We start from the raw sequence: 19,863 nt of genomic DNA, 5'->3' as shown, positions 1-19,863 counted from the left end.
AATTATATTAAGATTAATCCAGCAATTTTAAAAAAAACTACATACCATAACTGCACCTCCACTTCCTTACTTACTCTTTTTTAATGGGCTCATACTATAGTCGCAGTTATGGAAATAAAAAAATGGGGGGAGAGTCCAAAGTGAAGTCATTATTACGAAAAAAAGCGCTTAGTACTGAATCACCAAAGCAGCTAGATAGAACATTAACTGCACTCGATTTAACATTTTTAGGAATCGGCGCCGTAATTGGGACAGGGATCTTTGTATTAACAGGTATTGTTGCAGCAAAACATTCTGGTCCTGGTATTATGCTATCATTCCTTATTGCTGCATTTACTTGTGCTTGTGTAGCCTTTTGTTATGCTGAATTTGCTTCTTCTATTCCTGTCTCAGGAAGTGTGTATACTTACGCATACATGACAGTCGGAGAAGTTGTCGCCTTCATCGTCGGATGGTGTTTAATGCTCGAATATTTACTTGCCGTTGCAGCAGTAGCTGTCGGTTGGTCTGGTTATTTGCAATCTTTACTACAAGGGTTCAATATACACCTGCCCGCCATAATCGCCTCAGCCCCCGGCGTAGGAAAAGGTGGTCTCATCGATTTACCAGCTGTTTGTATTTTACTCATCATTACTGCCCTTTTAAGTTTTGGTATACGCGAAAGCGCACGCATTAATAATATTATGGTTCTTATCAAGTTAGCCGTTATTATCGCTTTTATCGTAGCAGGCGCAAAATATGTAAAACCTGAAAACTGGACACCGTTCATTCCATTCGGATACGACGGTATTATTACTGGCGCTGCCACTGTGTTTTTCGCCTTTTTAGGTTTTGATGCAATCGCAACCGCTGCGGAAGAAACGAAAAAACCACAGCGTGATTTACCAATTGGTATTATTGGTTCCCTTCTTATTTGTACTATTTTATATATGATTGTATCTTTCGTTTTAACAGGTATGGTTCCTTATACACAATTAGACGTTTCTGATCCAGTTGCATTTGCATTGCACTTCGTTGGTGAAGATGCAATTGCAGGACTACTCGCTGTTGGAGCGATGACTGGAATGACGACCGTCCTCCTAGTCGTGATGTATGGACAAGTTCGCGTTTCATATGCGATGAGCCGTGACGGTCTACTTCCAAAAGCGTTAGCACGTGTAAATAAAAGAGTAAAAATCCCTTTATTAAATACATGGATTACTGGCGTCATTGCCGCTTTATTAGCAGGCCTTTTAGACTTACATTTGCTAGCGAATTTAGTAAATATCGGTACATTAACAGCCTTTACATTCGTTTGCTGCGCTGTACTTATTTTACGAAAAACACATCCTGACTTAAAACGTGGATTCCGTACACCTTTCGTACCTGTACTACCAGTTGTCGCGATTCTTTGCTGCTTATATTTAATGATCAATTTGTCTAAAACAACATGGATTAGCTTTGCAGTTTGGCTTATAGTCGGCTTATGCTTCTATTTCTTCTACTCTAGGAAACATAGTCATTTAGCTAACGAAAAAACAGATGATGAACAGAAAAAAGCATAACAAAATAGCTCGCCGATAAAACGGCGAGCTATCTTTCTGTACTATTATATTTTTTCGTTAACGATTGTAAAATGAAAAATATGCCGATGCAAGCTGTAAACCATGCCCAATTTCCTATTGGTGTCGAATATTTGACCATTCCAATACCCACAAGCACTAAGAAAATAATCACCTGATATATGAGCTTCCACTTTTGCATATATTCCCTCCTTTACTTCGTCCCCTTCTTTTTCTTCTTCCAGGCATTCAAACTATCAAAGAAGAAGTTAATAAATAACGTTCCTAATCCTGCTAATAAAAACGTCATTAAGAATAAAACCCAAATACTTTTATCTTTTAATAAATAATATCCTACAAGGAGCACAACCGCGATCCATACATATTCAAGAATTCTTTTTAGCTTTTTCTGTTCCAAATTATTCGCTCCTTCTTTCTATGCTACTTTTAGTATAACAAAAAAGAAGCCTATCATGATAAGCTTCTTTTCTTCTCTCTTATTTGTTCATACTTTTTTCAACGAGTGAAATCGCATATTCCATCGTACGATTCATCGTTTCTACTTGTGTATCTTTTACTTTCGCATCTTTTAACACAGATTCTGCCACTGTAATTTTTTGGCTCAATGATTTCATTGAACCGTCCGTTACATTTGCAGCTTGCGCTTTTTTCACTACTGCTTTTGCAGATTCAATATTAATTTGTAATTTTTCTTTCGGTGTTTTCGGTTGTTCTACTACTTTAGATTGTACAAATGTTACATTAGCTGTTTTTAATTCGTTATACGTTTGAACGATTTGCTCTCCCGTACTCCCTACATTTTCAAATGCTTGCTTTGCTATGTTAAAGCTTTTCTCTAATTCTTGAAATGCTTCTTTTGAATATTGACCTGGCTTGTCACCAAACTCATACGTACCAGCTAACACTTCTTTTACTTTTCCAAGCTCTTCAAATAGCGCATTTACTTGCTCTAACTTCGTACGGTTAGAAAACTCATTGTACGCTGCTAATACTTCTGAAGAACTTAACGCTTTACTATATAATTTCGCAAGCGCGATTTGTCCATTTAACGGAATACCACCATTTCCGTTACTATCAGGATCCGCTCCAAATGCAAATGGTACGTTCGGGTTATAAACTTTTCCTTGAGCTGACTGACTATTTACTTTTTTACCATCTACGTAAATTGCCACTTCGCTTCCATTATATGTTCCTGTTAAATGATACGTTTTGTTCGCTTCCAATTGAGCGCCAACACGTTTGTAGCTACCGCCAATGTGAGCCCATAATTCAACATATCCACTTCCTGTAGACTCAAAACCAATTCCGCCGCTCTCTGTATTTTGCAAAATACCTTGCCCGCGAATTTCATTCATTGAAAACACAGTTTCTAACGTAAACGTATTTGCTATTTTCTCTTTTTGTGCTGCTGAAAATGGAAGATATCCAAATGTATTTGCTTTTCCGTTTAACTTCATAGCATTCTTTTTCAATGCTTTATCATATTCAATAGTCACATTACCCTTCAATTCACCTTTTGTACCAAATGGTGAATTGTCTTTAAATGTACCATCTGCAAAGTTTACATCAAAAACATCCGCTTTTGGTACTTTCACATTCGGGTCAATATTATCTTTTTTTGTAGTAATTTCTGCTGTTAACGGCTGCGCGGTTTCATTGCCAAATGAATCAATCGCAACTACTTCAAGTGTATATGTTTTCCCACCCTCTAACCCAGCAAGCGTAAACGTAAGATCTTTTGGTACTGGATCACGATAAAACTCTGAGAATGCTAATAACTTGTTTTTAATCTCTCCCGTTTGTTTATCCTTCGCTTGTACGCGATACGAATGAACGAGAAGGTTGTCCAATGCTTGTGGGAATGTTACTGTTGCTGCATTTTCTGTTACATTTGATACTGATAACTTCGCATCTGTCGAAAAAGATGGTTTTTCTTTATCACGATCTTCTACATGTGTAAAAGTTTCTTTCTTTGCTGGTAATTTAATTTTCCAAGGCTCACCTGTCCAAGAATTTGTATGGAAATCACGACGATTAATCGTTACTTCTTTATCGTCTACTTCTACTAATAAACCTTGGCTTAATGCACGCGATTCTAAAGGAATATTCCCTTGCACTTTACCGCCCTCTACCTCCATATAGCTTACAGAAGACGTACCAACAGATGTAAAGTCTTTTTGATGAATCGACCTTGGATCATCTAATGGATAATGTGAATGACCTGAAAACGTAATGACTTGTGGGTATTCTTTTAATACTGCATTAATTTTTGCACTATCCTTCGTTCCCCATTCTTGGCTACCGTACACTGTATCTTTAATATGTTGATGTAAAAATACGAAAATCGGTTTTTCTGGGTCATCTTTTTGTGCCTTTGCCATCTCTTCTTTTAACCAATTAATTTGTTTATCTGAATAATATCCATGTGTTGTCCCATTTTCTGGCGACATAACAAGGAAGTGATACCCTTTCACCACTTTATGATAATAAATTGATTCCATACCTGTTTTTTCTAAGAAACGCTTCTGCGCTCCCTCTACGGATAAACCGTTCCAATAATCATGGTTACCTAGAGAATTCATTCGTACCGCATCTTTATTTGCATTGTCATTATACACTTGCATGAAACGATCATATTGCTGCACAGACCCTGAATCAGTAAAATCTCCTACAATAACAAAAGCATCTTGCTTTGGTGCAAGCGTATTGAACTGTTCAATCGCTCTTTTCCAGCGAAACATATCATCTGTTCCACTATTTTTAATATGAACATCACTTACAACGGGGAAAACTATTTTCTTCTCACTTGGTGCCTTTTCTTGCTTTTTCTCTTCCGCTTTGACTGATGTACTCCACGGAAATGATACAAATGCTAATACAAAAACCATTAATAATCCAATAAGGCCTTTTACTTTTCTTAAAGCATTTCTGTCCACGTGAATCCTCCTCATAATAATTGATTCATTACAAGGGCTATTTTATCTAATACATGTTAATGTCGTTTAAATAACAAATGAACTTTATTAGATTTTTGTAAATATACAGTTAATTAGAAATTAAGTCCAACATTACTTGTACTATTGTATACAACCACCTTTTGTCTAAAAGAGTCTGATCATTCTTTTCCTATGACTATTCACATATAATCTTTTCTATAACACTAATGATAAGTTAAGGTTTAAGCCTATTAGACAATCTTAATTTTTAATATTTCCTTCTTTTTTTAACACATCGGCCATACTTTTACATTTAATAGTAGTAAAAGACAACTTAAAAGGAGGGGTTGTATTGAAGAATAAAAAAAATATTGGCTGTTTCGCTCCTTTATCTATTATTTGTCCAGACCCTTGTCCACCGTCCCCTCCTCCAAATCCAAATTGCGAGCGAGTAAAAAATGAATTTGCAGGGAATTTCCTCATAACTAATAACACCATCCCCTCTGCCAAAGATGCATCACAATCAATGATACTATGGCAAAGTGATGGGATACTACTTATATCAGGTACTGTCTCGGTTTACAATAGTACTAGCAGCACCGAAGCAATTACAATTCAAATCATTGGAACAGTAACCAATATTTTCACTGTGTTTCCTGGTAATACAATATCGTACACAGGAAAAGACCTACAGTCGATCAATATTATCAATATAACAAGTAATCTTTCACTATATTTAGAAGGCAAGTACTGTTGCGAATTTACATGTTGCTTATAGAATACCAATTTCATTATTTCCTTAATATAAAAAGCATACCGTTCACGGTATGCTTTTTATGAGATTGGATAACGTACTGTAATACAAAACTCTCCTTGATTAACAGTCGTTCCTGTCGTAGTAATTCGGACAGTAGTAAAATATCGGACAGTGAAAGTACCACTACTTTGTGGTTGTACAGTAATTGTATCAACTACTGTTGCACCTACTAAAAAATCAACTGTAATCGGGTTGGCACCTACATCATACTTCACGTAACCTGAACCATATACTTCTTGCGTGATATTATTTGTATATACAATTTGAGTACCAGCACCTGTAATAGACCAGTCTGTACATACTTGATCTTGCACAAGTGTTTTATTAGAACAACAAGACAAACTGGAACTTCTCATTCCCATTTCGATCCTCTCCTATTCTGCTATGAAAGTGGATAACGTGTTGTAATACAAAATTCTCCCTGATACGTTCCAGCAGGTGTTGCAGGTAACACAACTTGTATAATATCAAAACGACGATACGTAAACCCGATACTCGTTCCTGGATTTAATGTTTGTGTATCTATTACAGTACCAGCAGAATCAAGCGCCTCTACAGTAATTGGGCCTGGTCCAACATCATATTTAACAAAACCAGTACCAACTACATTTTGATTAATATTATTTGTATAGAGAACATTATCAATTGCTGTTGCAACTACAGTAGCAGACCACGGACTACACACTTTATCTTGCACATAATTTTTATCTGGACAACAAGTTAATGCTGACCCTGAGCACTCACAAGACATAGTTGTTTCCCCTCTCTCTTTTATATTCCCTATATGTGTATGTCCCTCAGAGTCTTTTGCCTGTACTATTCATCTATTTTCAAAAAATATTCAAATGACTAAATAGATTCCGTTTTATTTCTTTTCTTCATATATTTATAGACAAAGATACTAGCAACGATAAGAATAACGCCTCCTAATATTGGTAGCATATATTGCCCAACAACATCCGCTGCCTTCTCCCAATGCGGACCTAATTTCATTCCAAAATAAACATACAAAGTCGTTAACGGAAACATTGCTATAAATGTATATATGCTAAATTTCCATATATTCATTTTCGCCATACCACATGGGACAGAAATAAGCGTTCGAACCCCTGGCACAAAGCGTCCAACAAATGCTACAACCGGTCCATATTTCTCAAAGAAATCATCCGCTTTTTGAATTTGTTCTTCTTTAATAAAGAAGTATTTCCCGTATTTTATTAATAGAGGACGACCGCCGTAATAACCGAGGGCATATAACGTTAAAGGTCCTGTCGTTCCGCCCAGTGTTCCAGCTAATACAGCGAGCCAAAAATTCATATCTCCCTCGTACACCCAATACCCAACCATGGGCAAAACTACTTCTGCTGGAATAAATTCAAACGTTAATGCTAACACAACTCCAAAATAAGAAAACTGCTTTAAAAACTCGATTATATCTAAAATCATTTGCTCCATATTTTTAACTCCTATCCTACGTTTACGTTATGCTTTTCTTGTAATTGAACTGGCGCCATTTTTACAATTCGGTTCAAAATAAATAACACAATTCCAATATCATCTAAAATACCGATAAACGGTAAAAAGTCTGGAATTAAATCAAGCGGCATCGCTACATAACCAACTAAAAAAGCGATAGATAAAATTTTCTTCTTTATTGAAACCTCTTTTGAAGTGAAAAAGTCAAATAGGAATGGAACAAATCGGCGAACATGAAATACAACTCTTAATCTACTAATAAGTTTTTTCATTTTTATTTCTCCTCTCTTTGTATACGAAAAGGACCCTACCAAATATGGTAAGGGTCCTCAAAAAGACAATAAGGGGCCTTTACCATTGCTGGTAAAGGTCTCACTAACAACGAAACGTTGCCAATAAAGCCGAGGGTTTCTCCCTGTAATGACGACTTTACTGTAATAAGTTACTCCCCTTTATACACAATTTTATACAATCACATTAAAATATTTCAGAGAGCTTGTCAATATATTTTATATCCCAATCCCTTCCGTAAAAAACAAAAAACGTATAGGAAATTTCTTACTATCTCATAATATACATAACCATTTTTGAACGAAAGGAGATGTTTCATTTGCATACCGTCTGGAAAGGTGCACTTTCACTTGGACTATTAAATATAGGAATTAAACTATACAGTGCCGTAGAAGAAAACGATATAAAATTTTTAAGTCTCCATAAAGAATGCTTAACACCTATTAAATATAAAAAATTTGCTCCTGATTGTACGGATGAAGAAATTGATGATACAGATATTGTAAAAGCCTATGAATATGCACCTCATAAATACATTATTATGGATGAAAAAGAATTAGCTGAGTTGCAAAAAGCTCACGAACCACGATCCATTCGGATTATATCTTTTGTCCAAAATAACGAAATCGATTCTGTTCTTTATGACCGTTCTTATTTTATAGGTCCTACCCCAGGACATGAAAAATCCTATTTATTATTAAAAGAAGCTCTTGAACGTACAAATAAACTTGGGCTTATTCATATTTCTATTAGAAAAAAACAACATTTAGCTATTATCCGTAACTTTGAAGATGGACTAATGTTACAAACCATCCACTACCCTAATGAAATTCGCGAAATAACAAATACACCCAACTTACCAAGTAACGAAAATTATCCTATACAAAAACAAGAACTCACCGCAGCAATTAATTTAATCCACCATCTTACAAATCCTTTTGAACAAGAAATGTATACAGATGAATATAAAGAAGCCCTTACCGAATTAATCGAGAATAAAATTGAACAACAGGAAAAAACTGAAACACTCTCTCCAGCTCCGAACATCATTAATATTATGGAGACATTACAGGCAAGCATTGAACAAGCAAAAATAAAAAGAGACAATAAAACAGACAAAGAGGCCAAATAAAATTGGCCTCTTTTTCTTTAAAGCGGATTACATTTTGGCATTTCAAGTCCAGACGATTGAGCTAGTTTTAATAAGTAGTAACATTCCTCTCTTGCCATATGATCTACCATTCTAGCTGATAATACACTTAATACTTCATTCGATAACTCGAGCTCTTCCACTTCATGTAAAAAATGCGAAAATAATTTCAATTCAAGTGAAACATCTTTCGTAAACTTCTTTAATGCTGGAAAATGATGAAGCTCCGTTCGTAAATATCCAGTCATCTCAACTGCCTTTAAGTAAAATTGTTCAAAATGCTTCGTAAATTCTTCGCTTTTCTCTTTCAATCTTTTTTCAACAAGATCTAGCCCACCAGAAATAGAACCTGCATGACCAGCCGCATCTGTTAACCAAACGAGATGATAATGTAATTCATGAAAAACAGGCGGAACTTCCCCTTTCTTCAAAAACTCTAAAACCGTTATATACTCTTCCACTTCGTTTACCATATGATTAATAAAAGTTGGCGTAAAATGAATAGTAATTTTCCCTTCCAGCTGTTTCTGTATAGTATCTAATTTAAACGCCCGAATCTCCTTAGCGGCTTGTTCTGCCTCTTTGGAGAATACCATCAGATTCGCATTGCGAACTTTATTTAACAGATTCGTAAATGTTTCAACAAAGTAAGTAGCTTTCTTTATATCCTCTTTTTCCTTCAGAGCTAATGCATCCAGTAAAAATTGTGCATGATCAGTAAGTACCTTTAGCCAAAATTGATGCTCAAACAACGCACTTTCTTCATAACTTCTCTCCACTAAATCCCCTCCGTTTATTCATCCTTCTCTATCACTTGAAGTTTATATCCATCTGGGTCTTGTACTACAATACTCTTCTCACTTTTGTTTTCTATATATAAAATTTCATAAAACGCTAGTTTCTTTTTTAACTTCTCTATGTTAGAAATTGAAAATGTTATAACCTCGCATAAATTCGTAACACTCTTTTCTCTTCCTCCTAACATGCGATTCATAACAAAACTAATTCTCGTTGAATCGATATCATACCAAACCCCTGTAACATCTAATTGCGGCCTCAATGAACTAGGTGTTATTCCTAAAATCCCTTCGTAAAAATACAGAGTTTCCTTTAAGTTCTTTACTTCTAACACGATTAAATTCTTTACATTCTCCACATTCATTCCCCCTGTACTTATTACTTTTTTATATGTGTCATAAATGCTCATTATGTCTGAATACAATACGTAGTGATGAAGATATAGGGAGGTTTATTAATGGATAAATACATGAAATCATATGTGCCATATCATAGCCCTCAAGATCCTTGCCCTCCTATTGGGAAAAAATATTACTCTACCCCTCCTAATTTATATTTAGGTTTTCAACCGCCAAATTTACCACAATTCTCACCGAAAGAAGCACTACAAAAAGGAACTTTATGGCCTGTTTTTTATGATTATTACGAAAATCCTTATAAAAAAGGGCGGTGACTACTGACGTGAATCAACCACTACCAGAAGAGTATTATCGACTTTTAGAGAATCTCCAAGAATTAGACTTTGTATTAGTTGAACTAACTCTTTACTTAGACACCCACCCAGACGATACAGCAGCTATTAACCAATTTAATGATTTTTCCTATAAACGAAGAGTATTAAAACAACAGATGGAAGAAAAATATGGACCGCTTCAACAGTATGGAAATAGCTATTCTAATGCCCCTTGGGAATGGAGTAAAGGTCCTTGGCCATGGCAAATATAAAGGAGAGAAACTATGTGGATTTATGAAAAAAAATTACAATACCCTGTTAAAGTAGGAACTTGTAATCCAGCACTTGCCAAATTATTAATTGAGCAATACGGTGGTGCAGATGGAGAATTAGCTGCTGCACTACGTTACTTAAACCAGCGTTATACCATTCCTGATAAAGTCATTGGCCTCCTTACCGATATTGGTACAGAAGAATTTGCGCATCTTGAAATGATTGCTACGATGGTTTATAAGCTGACAAAAGATGCGACTCCTGAACAGATGAAGGCAGCTGGTCTCGACCCTCATTACGTCGATCATGACAGCGCACTTCATTACCATAACGCAGCTGGTGTTCCATTTACTGCAACCTATATACAAGCTAAAGGTGATCCAATTGCCGACCTATACGAAGATATTGCAGCTGAAGAAAAAGCGCGTGCCACATATCAGTGGCTTATCAACCAATCTGACGATCCCGACATAAATGACAGCTTACGCTTTTTACGCGAACGAGAAATTGTCCATTCCCAACGCTTCCGAGAAGCCGTTGAAATTTTAAAAGAAGAACGCGATAGAAAAATATATTTTTAATACACGTATCCTAGCGATATGTGTTTTTTTCACGTTAAAAGTTAAATCCTTCCTATTAAACATACAAATAGTATATTTATTCGATTTAATGCATTATTTTTTAATTTTTTCAAAATTCCCTATTGCTTTCTAGTCATCAGACCTTTAAAATAATAACAGTTACTCGACAAATTATTTGAATTTTCGACAAAAATACTCATTAGGAGGATTTTCTTTATATGCGTACAACTTTGAAACCAGCGCAAATACTTTCGATTAGTTTATTACTATTCGCAGTTTTCTTCGGTGCTGGTAATATGATTTTCCCACCCCTTCTTGGTCTTTCTTCCGGAGAAAATATGTGGGTTTCCATTACAGGATTTATTATTACAGACGTCGGTTTATCTTTACTTGCTATCGTTGCTGTTGCCCTTGCTGGTGGTAGTTTTAACACTTTAGCGAGCCGTGTTCATCCAAAATTCGCAGCAGTATTCGCTATCATTATTTATCTTTCAATCGGCCCACTATTTGTTATTCCACGAACTGGATCTGTATCTTATGAAATTGGGATTGTACCACTTTTCCCAGATCAATGGTATTCTATGTTAGTTTTTAGTGCGATTTTCTTTACAGTCGTTTACTTCTTATCATTAAATCCATCCAAGCTAGTAGATCATATCGGTAAAATATTAACACCAATTTTACTTGTAATTATTGCAATTATGGCAACAAAAGCGATTCTTTCACCAGGAACGTTTGCAGAGCCTATCGGTGACTATAAAGACATCCCGTTTTTCAAAGGATTTCTTGAAGGATTTTTAACGTTAGATGCAATTGGCGCTCTCGTTCTATCAACAATTGTTGTAAATGCAATTCGTCAAAACGGTATACAAGAGAAGAAATCTATCGCAAAATATACAATCATTTGCGGAAGCATCGCTGCTCTATTCTTAACAATTGTTTACTTCTTACTCGGTTATATCGGAGCTTCAAACGGAAACTTGGGACAATTCGAGAACGGTGGTCAACTATTAGCAACTGTTATGTATCAATTCTTTGGGACAAGCGGTAATATTTTATTAAGTATCGCCATTATCTTCGCTTGTTTAACAACGGCAATTGGTGTTGTAAGTGCATTTGCAAATTACTTCACAACAGTGCTAACAAATGTTTCATACAAAAAGCTTGTACTATACGTTTGTATCTTTAGCTTCGTTATTTCAAACTTAGGATTAAGCTTATTAATTAAAATCACACTACCTGTATTAATTATTTTGTACCCAATTACAATCATTTTAATTTTCGTATCATTTATCGATAAATATACGAAACGTAAACCTTCTGTCTACATCGGAGCGATGATCGCAGCATTTATTATTAGCTGTATTCATGCACTTGATAATGTGGGAATGATACCAAGTTTTATCGCTAATATCGTACACACGATTCCTTTTTATAACTTAGGAATCGGCTGGATCGTTCCAGCAATCATCGGTGGTATAATTGGATACTTTATTCCGCAAACAGAAGCTGAAGGCGAAGTTTCTACAAAATAAAGAAAAGAAGCAAGCATGAAATACATGCTTGCTTCTTTTCTTTATTTTCACATCGTATGCTTAAAAGTAAATAACTCTTCTTTCGACTGCACAACAGATTGTTCCTCTTCTACAACATCCTTCTTTAGCTCTCCTCCTAACCTTACCTTCAACATCGCCTCTTCTATACTTTTTACAATCATATTTCCTGAAAAAATAGTAAGCCCGAAAAATGTAATTGGGACGAGAGGAATCCATGGATGCACTGTTAATGATCTAAAGTATACTCCAATTAAACCTGACCATTCATGCGTATAAGATTCCACCTCTTTTATAGGTCCACCAAACGTAACAGTCCCACCAAAGAACACTTCAAGTAATCCTAAGTGCAGTAAAATAGTAAGAGTCTGCGTAAACTGCTGAAGAAATACGAGTATAAATGGCATATAGAGATGCGGAAAAATATGTTTTATAACAATATGTCTTCTCGATCCACCTAATATGCGCGCGGCATCAACAAATTCTTCCGTTCGCAATTTACGAACTTCCTTCGCAACATACAGTGCAATAACTGGCATTACAAGCAGTACAAGTAATACCACTTGAAACGAAGCCCTTTCAAAAAAGGTTGTTGTCTCCTCTCCGCTTCCAAATGCATTTGCAGATTGAAGAAAAAAATACGCAATCATAACTGTCGGAATAACTGTAAAACTATCAAAGAAAGCCTCAATTTTTGAAAATCCTCTTTTTATATACGTTCCGAGTACGACACCGAAAAACACACCTATTACCATTCTAAGTGCCACAATTAAAATAGATATACCAATCGTCCACTTCGCGCCCTCAATGACTAAATGTAACAGGTCATACCCTTTCCGGTCTGTCCCGAGTAAAAATTGTAATGAAGGTGGAAACGGTGGCACTTGTGGATTTTCATCCGCATCATATTGCAATGTGACTTGTCTAATATGTCCATCATTCCATAACGTATTTCCGATGCTCAAAAGAACTAATAAGAGAAGAAACCCAATGCTTATCCAAAATCTTTTATCACGTTTTATATACGTCCACATATTATAATCTCTCCTTCATCGCAGCCGGAATGAGATAATGAAACAATTTAAATAAAATAAAAATCGGAATATATATAAGAAGCACACTAACGATGAAAACCTCAACTCTAATACCGAAATACGATTTCAAAAACATAAAAATACCACCCGTATTAAAAATCCATTCTATAATATATAAATTAGATAACATAAAAAAGATGTTCGTTTTCGCAAAGAATAATGTACTAAGCAACACATTTCGTAAAATATGACGATTTAAAATATGAAAGCGCCCCAGCCCTTTCGCCTTAGCAAATAGTACATAATCTTTTTCTAGTTCATTTTCAAAACGAAGCACGACCATTTTTACAAACATAATCGTAGTCGGGATGCTCAAACAAAGTATCGGCAACCCCCTAATCGACTCGCCTCCAATTGAAGCAATTTGAAAAGGTAAAAAACCTGTTTGTTTAAAAAACCATACAACTAAAATTTGTGATACTAAAATAAGAAGGATATCTGGAATGGATTCTAGGAAGATGAGAAATGATTTAATTCGATGTTGTATACGCGGTGAACTACTCATAATTACATAAACAATACAAAATGCTACAAATAATGAAATAAAAAAAGCAGCTAAAAAAATAATAATCGTTTCTTTATAATGGACGAACAGCTGCGGAAATAAAAATTTACCTCTCACATATTGCAAATTGGAAATATCCATTAAGTTCACAAACACTTCTTTTAAACTCTGTATGTACTTTGATACATCCAGCTTAAATCCATAAAACAATTTCGGCAGAGCCCCTAACATAATAATCCCCAAAATCGAAATAAGAAATTGAATCGTCACTTCCATTCCATTTAGAAAAACTTTTTTGACCACGTTTTCCCTTCTCTCTATATATAATTTACCCCTTAATTCTATTCTTAATTTTCTGAATTGTAAATATTTTAAAGACGAAAAATCACTAGGCTATGATCCTAGTGATTCTTTATGCGTATGCCCTTCTCTTTTCGCAAACGGCATATATAAAATGAAACATCCAATAAGCGCTGCAAGCTCTAATGAAATAATATAGTAAGGATGCGGTCCTAACATATCGAGTAATGAAGCAGTCTCTGGCTTATGAGCTAAAAACATATAATTACCGCCTGTTTTGTAATTTACAAACGAAACAAGCGGAATTAATATGTTTAAAAATATCATCGTACGCTTAATAGATTGCAAGGTCGGTCTATAGCCTTCCACCCAAGTCATAAAGAGTGGTGCCCAAATGAGCAATACATGCGCGCTAAAATATTCAATGAAACGAAAATGCGGAAAAGCATATTGCAAATTTGGTGTTAAAATGGCTTGTGATGCACCAATAATTCCCGTAAAAAATACAATCTCATATATACGGTAACTTTTCGTTACAATCATAATCGATGCTAACAACAAACTAATCGTACATAACTCGAATGGTAATGAAGTGGCTAGCTCAAAAATCCCTGCTTTCCACTCCCACATATGCAGTCCAATTTCACTCCCTATAAATAGAAATGCAATCGCATATCGAACCGTTATATTCCACTCATTTTGACGTAATACATCTTGGTATTGATATAGGAAAAATATCCCCACCAACATAATAAATAATATAATGGCATGTTGCCTTGAATAGGGAATAAACGGTTTTAATGGATGCGCGCTAAAATAAGCTTCCATCTTCCTTCCTCCTTTCCTCCATACAATATTATTGTAAGAAAGAAACGACGAGTCAATTCATTTGCTTACACTAGGACAACCTCTACCTTACATTTACATATTCATACCTTACAAAACTGTAAGGTTATTGTAAGCTAAAACGATTTGTCAGATTCTTTACCTCTTCTATACTTAATGTAGATACTAAAACGAACGAAAAGGTGATAAATAGATGAAGAAGAAAAATAAAGTGTTAATTACTAGTGTAGTAGCAATCGGAATTGCAGCTGGATCATACTTTGCATTTGCTGGTGGCGGTTCAGAAGTAGCAATGGCATATAGCGGATATAAAGTAACTGAAAAACAAATCCAAAACGCGCAAAAATTTGGTGGCGAAGTTATTCCAAATGGAATTGAAACTATTTCATTCGATCCAACAAAAGGAACATATGAATTAGCTGTTAAAAAAGGCGATGAAGTGAAAAAGGGTCAGCTTCTATTTAAATACAATGATCCGACTGCGAAACAAGGTATAACAGAAGCAGAAATGCAAAAGAAAATCGCACAAAAAGAAGTAACATTGTTCCAAAAACAAATTGATGCAGCGAAACAAAAATTACAAAAAGATAAAAATGCAGGCCTTCCTGCTGAAGCATTAAAAGCATCAGAAGTTGAAGTTGGGCAATTAGAATCACAACTTGAAATGAAAAAGTTTGAAGTTGAAAAAGCTGATGAAATGATTAAAGCAGCAAAAGAGAAAGTAAACACTCTTTCTGTAACAAGTCCTGCTGATGGCGTAATTGATGATATCGTAAAAACTGCTGACGAAAAAACAGGTATGAGCGGAATTACTCTTCGTCACGCTGGTCAATTTAAAGTAAAAGGTCAACTTTCTGAATATGAGCTTGCTAGTATGAAAGTTGGGCAAGAAGTAACTGTTTCATCAAAAACTGTCGCTGGTAAGACTTGGACAGGAAAAGTAACAGAAATCGGTTCTACACCTTTAAAGAGCATGGATGAAAATAAAACTGTTTCTAACTATCAATTCACTGTCACATTAGATAATAGTGACGAACTACAAAACGGCTTCCACGTTTACGTAACAAGTAAATCTGGCGAAGCAACTGGTACAATTGTTCCGAAAAGCAGTATCGTGAAAAAAGGTGATAAAAATGTTGTCTTCGTTGTAAAAGACGGTAAAGCGAAAGAACAAGCAGTTACTGTTGAATTCGAAACTGATAGCGAAGCAAAAGTTTCTGGAGTGAAAAAAGGCGAGGAAATTATCTCTAAACCTGAAAAAGACTTAAAAGATGGTATGGAGGTTGTCGCCCAGTGATTAACTTAAAAGGCATCACGAAATCCTTCCAAAATGGTACAGAATCCGTTCAAATATTACATGGAATTGACGTAACACTGAACCAAGGAGAATTCACTTCTATTATGGGACCTTCTGGTTCTGGTAAATCAACATTAATGAACATTATCGGTTGCTTAGATAAACCGACGACAGGTACGTACGAGCTGGCTGGACAAAACATTTCAAATATGTCTGAAACAGAACTTGCACATGTCCGTAATAAAGAAATCGGATTCGTATTCCAAAACTTTATGTTATTACCGAGACTTACAGCAATGCAAAATGTTGAATTGCCTCTTATTTATGCAGGTGTTGATAAAAAAGAGCGACGTGAACGCTCACTAGCAGCTTTAACAAAAGTAGGTTTAGCTGATCGTGCTACTCACTTACCGAACGAATTATCAGGTGGACAAAAACAGCGTGTCGCAGTTGCACGTGCAATCGTAAATAATCCAAAGTTCATTTTAGCCGATGAACCGACGGGAGCACTTGATACGAAAACGAGTACACAAATTATGGACCTCTTTTACGAATTAAACAAACAAGGCTCAACAATCATTATGATTACCCACGATCGTGAAATTGGAGAAGCTGCAGCACGTCAAATTGTAATTCGTGACGGAAATATCGTCCAAGATTGGAGAGGTTAATTTTGAACACGAGTGAAAATATACGCATGGCCCTTTCCTCTATCTTTGCTCATAAAATGCGTTCTATCTTAACGATGTTAGGTATTATTATCGGTATTAGCGCTATCATTACTATCATTTCAATGGGTGATGGTACAAACGCAAAGTTTAAAAAAGAATTAGGCCAAGGAAAAGATAATGAAATAACGATTTACTACGATAACTCTGACTATGGAACAGATATTGCCAAAATTACAGCTGATATGCTAAAACGTCTTCAAACTGTTCCAGGCGTTAAGGATGTGTATCCAGATGTACGTATGAAAGTAAAAGCAGCTTCTGGTTCAAAAGATGTCTCGCTTGATTTAATAGGTGGAACAGGCGACTTCATGACAGATTCGAAAATAAAATTAGTTCACGGTCGCGAATTAAACGACAGCGAATTAACACAAGCAATTCCTGCTGTTATATTAAATGAAGAAGCTTTCAATAAATTATTTAATGGTTGGGAATCAAATTTATACACTGATATAAAAGGAAAGCCGTATAAGGTAGTCGGTGTGTACGAAACGAAAAATGAATTCGGAATGGCTATGGCTGAAGGGTATACGTCACTTGAAAATGTCCCTGTCATTTCAGGAGTAACTGAGTATGACTCTGTAAAATTAACAATGACCTCCCCAACAGAGCGTAAAAGTGTAGAAAAACAAGCCGTTTCTGTTTTAAACGAAATGAAATCTCCTAAATTTGAAAATAAATTCAAAGCACAGGACTTAGGTGAATTTACGAAGCAATTAGACGAATCTATCGGTATGATGAAAATGGTATTCGGTGGTATTGCTGCTATCTCCTTACTTGTTGGTGGTATCGGTGTAATGAACATCATGCTTGTATCTGTAACAGAACGTACACGTGAAATTGGTATTCGTAAAGCACTTGGTGCAACGCGTGGTAAAGTATTAACACAATTCTTAATTGAATCTTGTATTTTAACAGGACTAGGTGGTTTCATCGGATTCATGCTCGGCATCTTCTTCGCTTGGATCGTCTCCATCTTTGCCGGATGGCCACTCGTTGTCTCAAAAGAACTTGGACTTCTTGCAGTAGGTATCTCTATGTTAATTGGTATTATATTCGGTCTACTACCAGCTAACAAAGCTGCAAAACTGGATCCAATTGAATGTTTACGATATGAATAAAAAACGTAGGAGTTTACACTCCTGCGTTTTTTATTCATCTACTAAATTGAGTTTCTTCTATTATATATGTTTCACGTTACAACTATCATTCTAATACTCTTCATTATTTATAGGTACTAAGGCTATTATCTAATTCTATTATTGCAAAAATACTATGTAACAGACGAAAATCAAGGCGTAATTTTTCCCATACTTCGACTGATTTTGTAACAATTATATCGATATTTTATTAAATTTCACCTCATTTATATATTTTCACGCCTAAAAAGATTATCTTTTCATAACTAAATTTCCATTCAAACAGTAAAATACGCTACTTTTGTAATATCATAGATATCATCAAGAAATATCACTGTAACATTATTAACGTTACAGTAATTGAAATGCTACTCATTTTGTGTTTCATATGCCCTAATACGCCAAAAAACAACAAGGAAGCGCTATCAGGATATTTATGGAATTGTTACAGAATATTAATGCCCCGTTACGAAAGCTTTGTAATTTTATGTTTTTCGCAAATAAGAAAATAATGGTTGCTATAATGAGGTCAACGAAAACAAATGCAATGGAGGCTATTATGAAAAAATTTATGGGTATAGCAACAGCAGCGGTTTTTGGTCTTGGGATTTTCACAACATCTGCTAAAGCAGAAACAATCGTAACGACTGACGTACTAAACGTACGAGAAAACCCAACTACTGAATCAAAAGTTGTAGGAAAATTATTAGATGGATATAAAGTAAATGTTTTACATACAGAAAATGGTTGGTCAAAAGTTCAATTGAATAGCGGTAAAGAAGCTTTCATAAGCGCTGACTATACAAAAGACACTTACTACGTAACAGCAAACGTATTAAACGTACGTGCTGGAGCAAACACAGACTCAGAGATTCTTGGTAAGTTGAAAAAAGATGATGTAATTGAAACAACACACCAAGTACAAAATGATTGGATTCAATTTGAATATAACGGAAAAACAGCTTATGTTCATGTTCCTTACTTAACAGGTAAAGCACCAGTTAAAGTTCAACCAGTAGCTAAAGTTGAAAAAACAACTAAAGTTCAAGATACAGCTAAAGTTCGTGAAGCAGTTAAAGCTCAGGAAGTAGCTGAAACTCAAGCAAAAGCTAAAGCAGTAGAAGCAACTAAAGCTCGTGAAGCGGCAGAAGCTCAAGCAGAAGCTAAGGCTCAAGAAGCAGCTAAAGCTCGTGAAGCAGCTAAAGCTCAAGAAGCAGCTAAAGCTCAGGCAGCAGCTGAAGCTCAAGAAGCAGCTAAAGCTCGTGAAGCAGCTAAAGCTCAAGAAGCAGCTGAAGCTCAAGCAGCGGCTAAAGCTCAAGAGGCAGCTAAAGCTCGTGAAGCAGCTAAAGCTCAAGAAGCAGCTGAAGCTCGTGAGGCAGCTAAAGCTCAAGAGGCAACTAAAGTTCGTGAAGCAGCTAAAGCTCAAAAACCTGCTACACAACAACCTGTTGCAAAAGAAACTGAAACAAGTGCACCATCATCTTCTCGTGAACTACGCGTTGTAGCAACTGCTTACACAGCAGATCCACTTGAAAATGGTTATAAAGCAGGCGACCAAGTAAAATCAGCTTTAGGTCACAACTTAACAGCTAATCCAAACATGAAACTTATTGCAGTTGACCCAAGTGTCATTCCATTAGGTTCAAAAGTATGGGTTGAAGGTTACGGAGTAGCAATCGCTGGTGATACTGGTGGAGCTATTAAAGGAAATAAAATCGATGTTTTAATGCCAGATAAAGGCACATCTAGTAACTGGGGACGTAAAACAGTTACAGTTAAAGTATTAAACTAGTTACCATATAAAAAAGAGTCAGTCTTATTATTGAGGCTGACTCTTTTTTTAT

The 19,863-nt window shown here is 35.6% G+C and carries 24 protein-coding genes; 11 read left to right on the top strand and 13 right to left on the bottom strand.

The window, feature by feature from the left end; all coding sequences use genetic code 11:
* Positions 1 to 140 precede the first annotated feature (140 nt).
* Positions 141 to 1,544: a branched-chain amino acid transporter BcaP gene (locus AXW78_RS04120; protein ID WP_000838709.1), complete on the top strand. Its 1,404-nt coding sequence runs from the start codon at positions 141 to 143 to the stop codon at positions 1,542 to 1,544.
* A gap of 28 nt (positions 1,545 to 1,572) precedes the next feature.
* Here AXW78_RS04120 and AXW78_RS34225 read toward each other — a convergent pair whose 3' ends face one another.
* From AXW78_RS34225 to AXW78_RS34755, 4 genes are all read right to left on the bottom strand, one after another.
* Positions 1,573 to 1,743, bottom strand: coding sequence for a hypothetical protein (locus AXW78_RS34225; RefSeq protein WP_001174854.1), 171 nt, complete (start codon positions 1,741 to 1,743; stop codon positions 1,573 to 1,575).
* A 12-nt stretch (positions 1,744 to 1,755) separates the two neighbouring features.
* Positions 1,756 to 1,959 (bottom strand): hypothetical protein, encoded by a 204-nt coding sequence (locus AXW78_RS04115; RefSeq protein ID WP_000435800.1) that lies wholly within the window; start codon positions 1,957 to 1,959, stop codon positions 1,756 to 1,758.
* A 79-nt stretch (positions 1,960 to 2,038) separates the two neighbouring features.
* A complete protein-coding gene (locus tag AXW78_RS04110) occupies positions 2,039 to 4,498 on the bottom strand; it encodes a LamG-like jellyroll fold domain-containing protein (protein ID WP_000375662.1) in 2,460 nt (819 codons plus the stop codon).
* 261 nt (positions 4,499 to 4,759) lie between these two features.
* On the bottom strand, positions 4,760 to 5,008 hold the full coding sequence (locus AXW78_RS34755) for a hypothetical protein (RefSeq protein WP_003300113.1): 249 nt from the start codon (positions 5,006 to 5,008) through the stop codon (positions 4,760 to 4,762).
* Here AXW78_RS34755 and AXW78_RS31550 point away from each other — a divergent pair.
* Positions 4,893 to 5,276, top strand: coding sequence for an S-Ena type endospore appendage (locus AXW78_RS31550; RefSeq protein ID WP_231122449.1), 384 nt, complete (start codon positions 4,893 to 4,895; stop codon positions 5,274 to 5,276). The genes AXW78_RS34755 and AXW78_RS31550 overlap by 116 nt on opposite strands.
* Positions 5,277 to 5,332: 56 nt before the next feature.
* Here the strand turns inward: AXW78_RS31550 and AXW78_RS04100 are convergent, their stop codons facing one another.
* From AXW78_RS04100 to AXW78_RS04085, 4 genes are all read right to left on the bottom strand, one after another.
* Complete coding sequence (locus tag AXW78_RS04100) at positions 5,333 to 5,677, bottom strand: DUF3992 domain-containing protein (RefSeq protein WP_000525819.1); 345 nt, start codon at positions 5,675 to 5,677, stop codon at positions 5,333 to 5,335.
* Between the two features lie 20 nt (positions 5,678 to 5,697).
* Positions 5,698 to 6,066: a DUF3992 domain-containing protein gene (locus AXW78_RS04095; RefSeq protein ID WP_001277541.1), complete on the bottom strand. Its 369-nt coding sequence runs from the start codon at positions 6,064 to 6,066 to the stop codon at positions 5,698 to 5,700.
* 98 nt (positions 6,067 to 6,164) lie between these two features.
* Complete coding sequence (locus AXW78_RS04090) at positions 6,165 to 6,770, bottom strand: DedA family protein (RefSeq protein ID WP_000437063.1); 606 nt, start codon at positions 6,768 to 6,770, stop codon at positions 6,165 to 6,167.
* Between the two features lie 11 nt (positions 6,771 to 6,781).
* On the bottom strand, positions 6,782 to 7,063 hold the full coding sequence (locus AXW78_RS04085) for a YkvA family protein (RefSeq protein ID WP_000733844.1): 282 nt from the start codon (positions 7,061 to 7,063) through the stop codon (positions 6,782 to 6,784).
* Positions 7,064 to 7,401: 338 nt separating this feature from the next.
* Between AXW78_RS04085 and AXW78_RS04080 the strand changes: the two genes are divergently transcribed.
* Positions 7,402 to 8,214 carry a non-homologous end joining protein Ku gene (locus tag AXW78_RS04080; protein ID WP_061883804.1) on the top strand — a complete coding sequence of 271 codons (813 nt, stop codon included), beginning with the start codon at positions 7,402 to 7,404 and terminating at the stop codon, positions 8,212 to 8,214.
* A 17-nt stretch (positions 8,215 to 8,231) separates the two neighbouring features.
* On the opposite strand, the gene AXW78_RS04075 is transcribed toward AXW78_RS04080, so the two are convergent.
* Positions 8,232 to 9,011: a DUF2935 domain-containing protein gene (locus AXW78_RS04075; protein WP_061883803.1), complete on the bottom strand. Its 780-nt coding sequence runs from the start codon at positions 9,009 to 9,011 to the stop codon at positions 8,232 to 8,234.
* 14 nt (positions 9,012 to 9,025) lie between these two features.
* Positions 9,026 to 9,439, bottom strand: a complete 414-nt coding sequence (locus tag AXW78_RS04070; RefSeq protein WP_116777658.1) for a VOC family protein — start codon at positions 9,437 to 9,439, stop codon at positions 9,026 to 9,028.
* A gap of 48 nt (positions 9,440 to 9,487) precedes the next feature.
* Here AXW78_RS04070 and AXW78_RS04065 point away from each other — a divergent pair, with 48 nt between their 5' ends.
* From AXW78_RS04065 to brnQ2, 4 genes are all read left to right on the top strand, one after another.
* A complete protein-coding gene (locus AXW78_RS04065) occupies positions 9,488 to 9,703 on the top strand; it encodes a spore coat associated protein CotJA (RefSeq protein ID WP_000362188.1) in 216 nt (71 codons plus the stop codon).
* An 8-nt stretch (positions 9,704 to 9,711) separates the two neighbouring features.
* Positions 9,712 to 9,975 (top strand): spore coat protein CotJB, encoded by a 264-nt coding sequence (cotJB, locus tag AXW78_RS04060; RefSeq protein ID WP_001075543.1) that lies wholly within the window; start codon positions 9,712 to 9,714, stop codon positions 9,973 to 9,975.
* A 12-nt stretch (positions 9,976 to 9,987) separates the two neighbouring features.
* A complete protein-coding gene (gene cotJC / locus AXW78_RS04055; RefSeq protein ID WP_000265278.1) occupies positions 9,988 to 10,557 on the top strand; it encodes a spore coat protein CotJC in 570 nt (189 codons plus the stop codon).
* 218 nt (positions 10,558 to 10,775) lie between these two features.
* The gene (gene brnQ2, locus AXW78_RS04050; RefSeq protein WP_001260940.1) at positions 10,776 to 12,092 is read left to right on the top strand and encodes a branched-chain amino acid transport system II carrier protein BrnQ2; all 1,317 of its coding nucleotides are present in this window, start codon (positions 10,776 to 10,778) and stop codon (positions 12,090 to 12,092) included.
* A 47-nt stretch (positions 12,093 to 12,139) separates the two neighbouring features.
* Here the strand turns inward: brnQ2 and AXW78_RS04045 are convergent, their stop codons facing one another.
* The 3 genes from AXW78_RS04045 to AXW78_RS04035 form a co-directional block, all read right to left on the bottom strand.
* Entirely contained in the window at positions 12,140 to 13,144 is a 1,005-nt protein-coding gene (locus tag AXW78_RS04045; protein WP_061883802.1) for an ABC transporter permease, read from the bottom strand.
* 1 nt (position 13,145) lies between these two features.
* Positions 13,146 to 14,012, bottom strand: coding sequence for an ABC transporter permease subunit (locus tag AXW78_RS04040; RefSeq protein WP_000239699.1), 867 nt, complete (start codon positions 14,010 to 14,012; stop codon positions 13,146 to 13,148).
* Positions 14,013 to 14,102: 90 nt separating this feature from the next.
* Positions 14,103 to 14,837, bottom strand: coding sequence for a YwaF family protein (locus tag AXW78_RS04035; protein ID WP_000388684.1), 735 nt, complete (start codon positions 14,835 to 14,837; stop codon positions 14,103 to 14,105).
* A gap of 211 nt (positions 14,838 to 15,048) precedes the next feature.
* Here AXW78_RS04035 and AXW78_RS04030 point away from each other — a divergent pair, with 211 nt between their 5' ends.
* The 4 genes from AXW78_RS04030 to entC all read left to right on the top strand — a co-directional run bounded on the left by AXW78_RS04030 (position 15,049) and on the right by entC (position 19,811).
* Positions 15,049 to 16,152, top strand: a complete 1,104-nt coding sequence (locus AXW78_RS04030) for an efflux RND transporter periplasmic adaptor subunit (protein ID WP_000728827.1) — start codon at positions 15,049 to 15,051, stop codon at positions 16,150 to 16,152.
* Entirely contained in the window at positions 16,149 to 16,823 is a 675-nt protein-coding gene (locus tag AXW78_RS04025; protein ID WP_000609108.1) for an ABC transporter ATP-binding protein, read from the top strand. The genes AXW78_RS04030 and AXW78_RS04025 overlap by 4 nt, the downstream gene beginning before the upstream one ends.
* Before the next feature lie 26 nt (positions 16,824 to 16,849).
* Complete coding sequence (locus tag AXW78_RS04020; protein ID WP_003300097.1) at positions 16,850 to 18,001, top strand: ABC transporter permease; 1,152 nt, start codon at positions 16,850 to 16,852, stop codon at positions 17,999 to 18,001.
* Positions 18,002 to 18,455: 454 nt separating this feature from the next.
* Positions 18,456 to 19,811, top strand: coding sequence for a cell wall-binding protein EntC (gene entC, locus AXW78_RS04015; RefSeq protein WP_061883801.1), 1,356 nt, complete (start codon positions 18,456 to 18,458; stop codon positions 19,809 to 19,811).
* Positions 19,812 to 19,863 lie beyond the last annotated feature (52 nt).

Origin of the sequence: Bacillus thuringiensis (genome assembly GCF_001595725.1) — a bacterium.
Lineage (GTDB): Bacteria > Bacillota > Bacilli > Bacillales > Bacillaceae_G > Bacillus_A > Bacillus_A thuringiensis_K.
The sequence above is the reverse complement of the archived record's forward strand: the minus strand, read 5'-3'. Positions and strand labels throughout refer to the sequence as shown.

What these genes read in the sequence shown, in the direction of transcription:
- AXW78_RS34225 (WP_001174854.1), bottom strand. Translation starts at nt 1,743, where the DNA reads ATGCAAAAGTGGAAGCTCATATATCAGGTGATTATTTTCTTAGTGCTT.
- AXW78_RS04100 (WP_000525819.1), bottom strand. Translation starts at nt 5,677, where the DNA reads ATGGGAATGAGAAGTTCCAGTTTGTCTTGTTGTTCTAATAAAACACTT.
- AXW78_RS04095 (WP_001277541.1), bottom strand. Translation starts at nt 6,066, where the DNA reads ATGTCTTGTGAGTGCTCAGGGTCAGCATTAACTTGTTGTCCAGATAAA.
- AXW78_RS04090 (WP_000437063.1), bottom strand. Translation starts at nt 6,770, where the DNA reads ATGGAGCAAATGATTTTAGATATAATCGAGTTTTTAAAGCAGTTTTCT.
- AXW78_RS04085 (WP_000733844.1), bottom strand. Translation starts at nt 7,063, where the DNA reads ATGAAAAAACTTATTAGTAGATTAAGAGTTGTATTTCATGTTCGCCGA.
- AXW78_RS04070 (WP_116777658.1), bottom strand. Translation starts at nt 9,439, where the DNA reads ATGAGCATTTATGACACATATAAAAAAGTAATAAGTACAGGGGGAATG.
- AXW78_RS04065 (WP_000362188.1), top strand. Translation starts at nt 9,488, where the DNA reads ATGGATAAATACATGAAATCATATGTGCCATATCATAGCCCTCAAGAT.
- cotJC (WP_000265278.1), top strand. Translation starts at nt 9,988, where the DNA reads ATGTGGATTTATGAAAAAAAATTACAATACCCTGTTAAAGTAGGAACT.
- brnQ2 (WP_001260940.1), top strand. Translation starts at nt 10,776, where the DNA reads ATGCGTACAACTTTGAAACCAGCGCAAATACTTTCGATTAGTTTATTA.
- AXW78_RS04045 (WP_061883802.1), bottom strand. Translation starts at nt 13,144, where the DNA reads ATGTGGACGTATATAAAACGTGATAAAAGATTTTGGATAAGCATTGGG.
- AXW78_RS04035 (WP_000388684.1), bottom strand. Translation starts at nt 14,837, where the DNA reads ATGGAAGCTTATTTTAGCGCGCATCCATTAAAACCGTTTATTCCCTAT.
- AXW78_RS04030 (WP_000728827.1), top strand. Translation starts at nt 15,049, where the DNA reads ATGAAGAAGAAAAATAAAGTGTTAATTACTAGTGTAGTAGCAATCGGA.
- AXW78_RS04020 (WP_003300097.1), top strand. Translation starts at nt 16,850, where the DNA reads ATGGCCCTTTCCTCTATCTTTGCTCATAAAATGCGTTCTATCTTAACG.
- entC (WP_061883801.1), top strand. Translation starts at nt 18,456, where the DNA reads ATGGAATTGTTACAGAATATTAATGCCCCGTTACGAAAGCTTTGTAAT.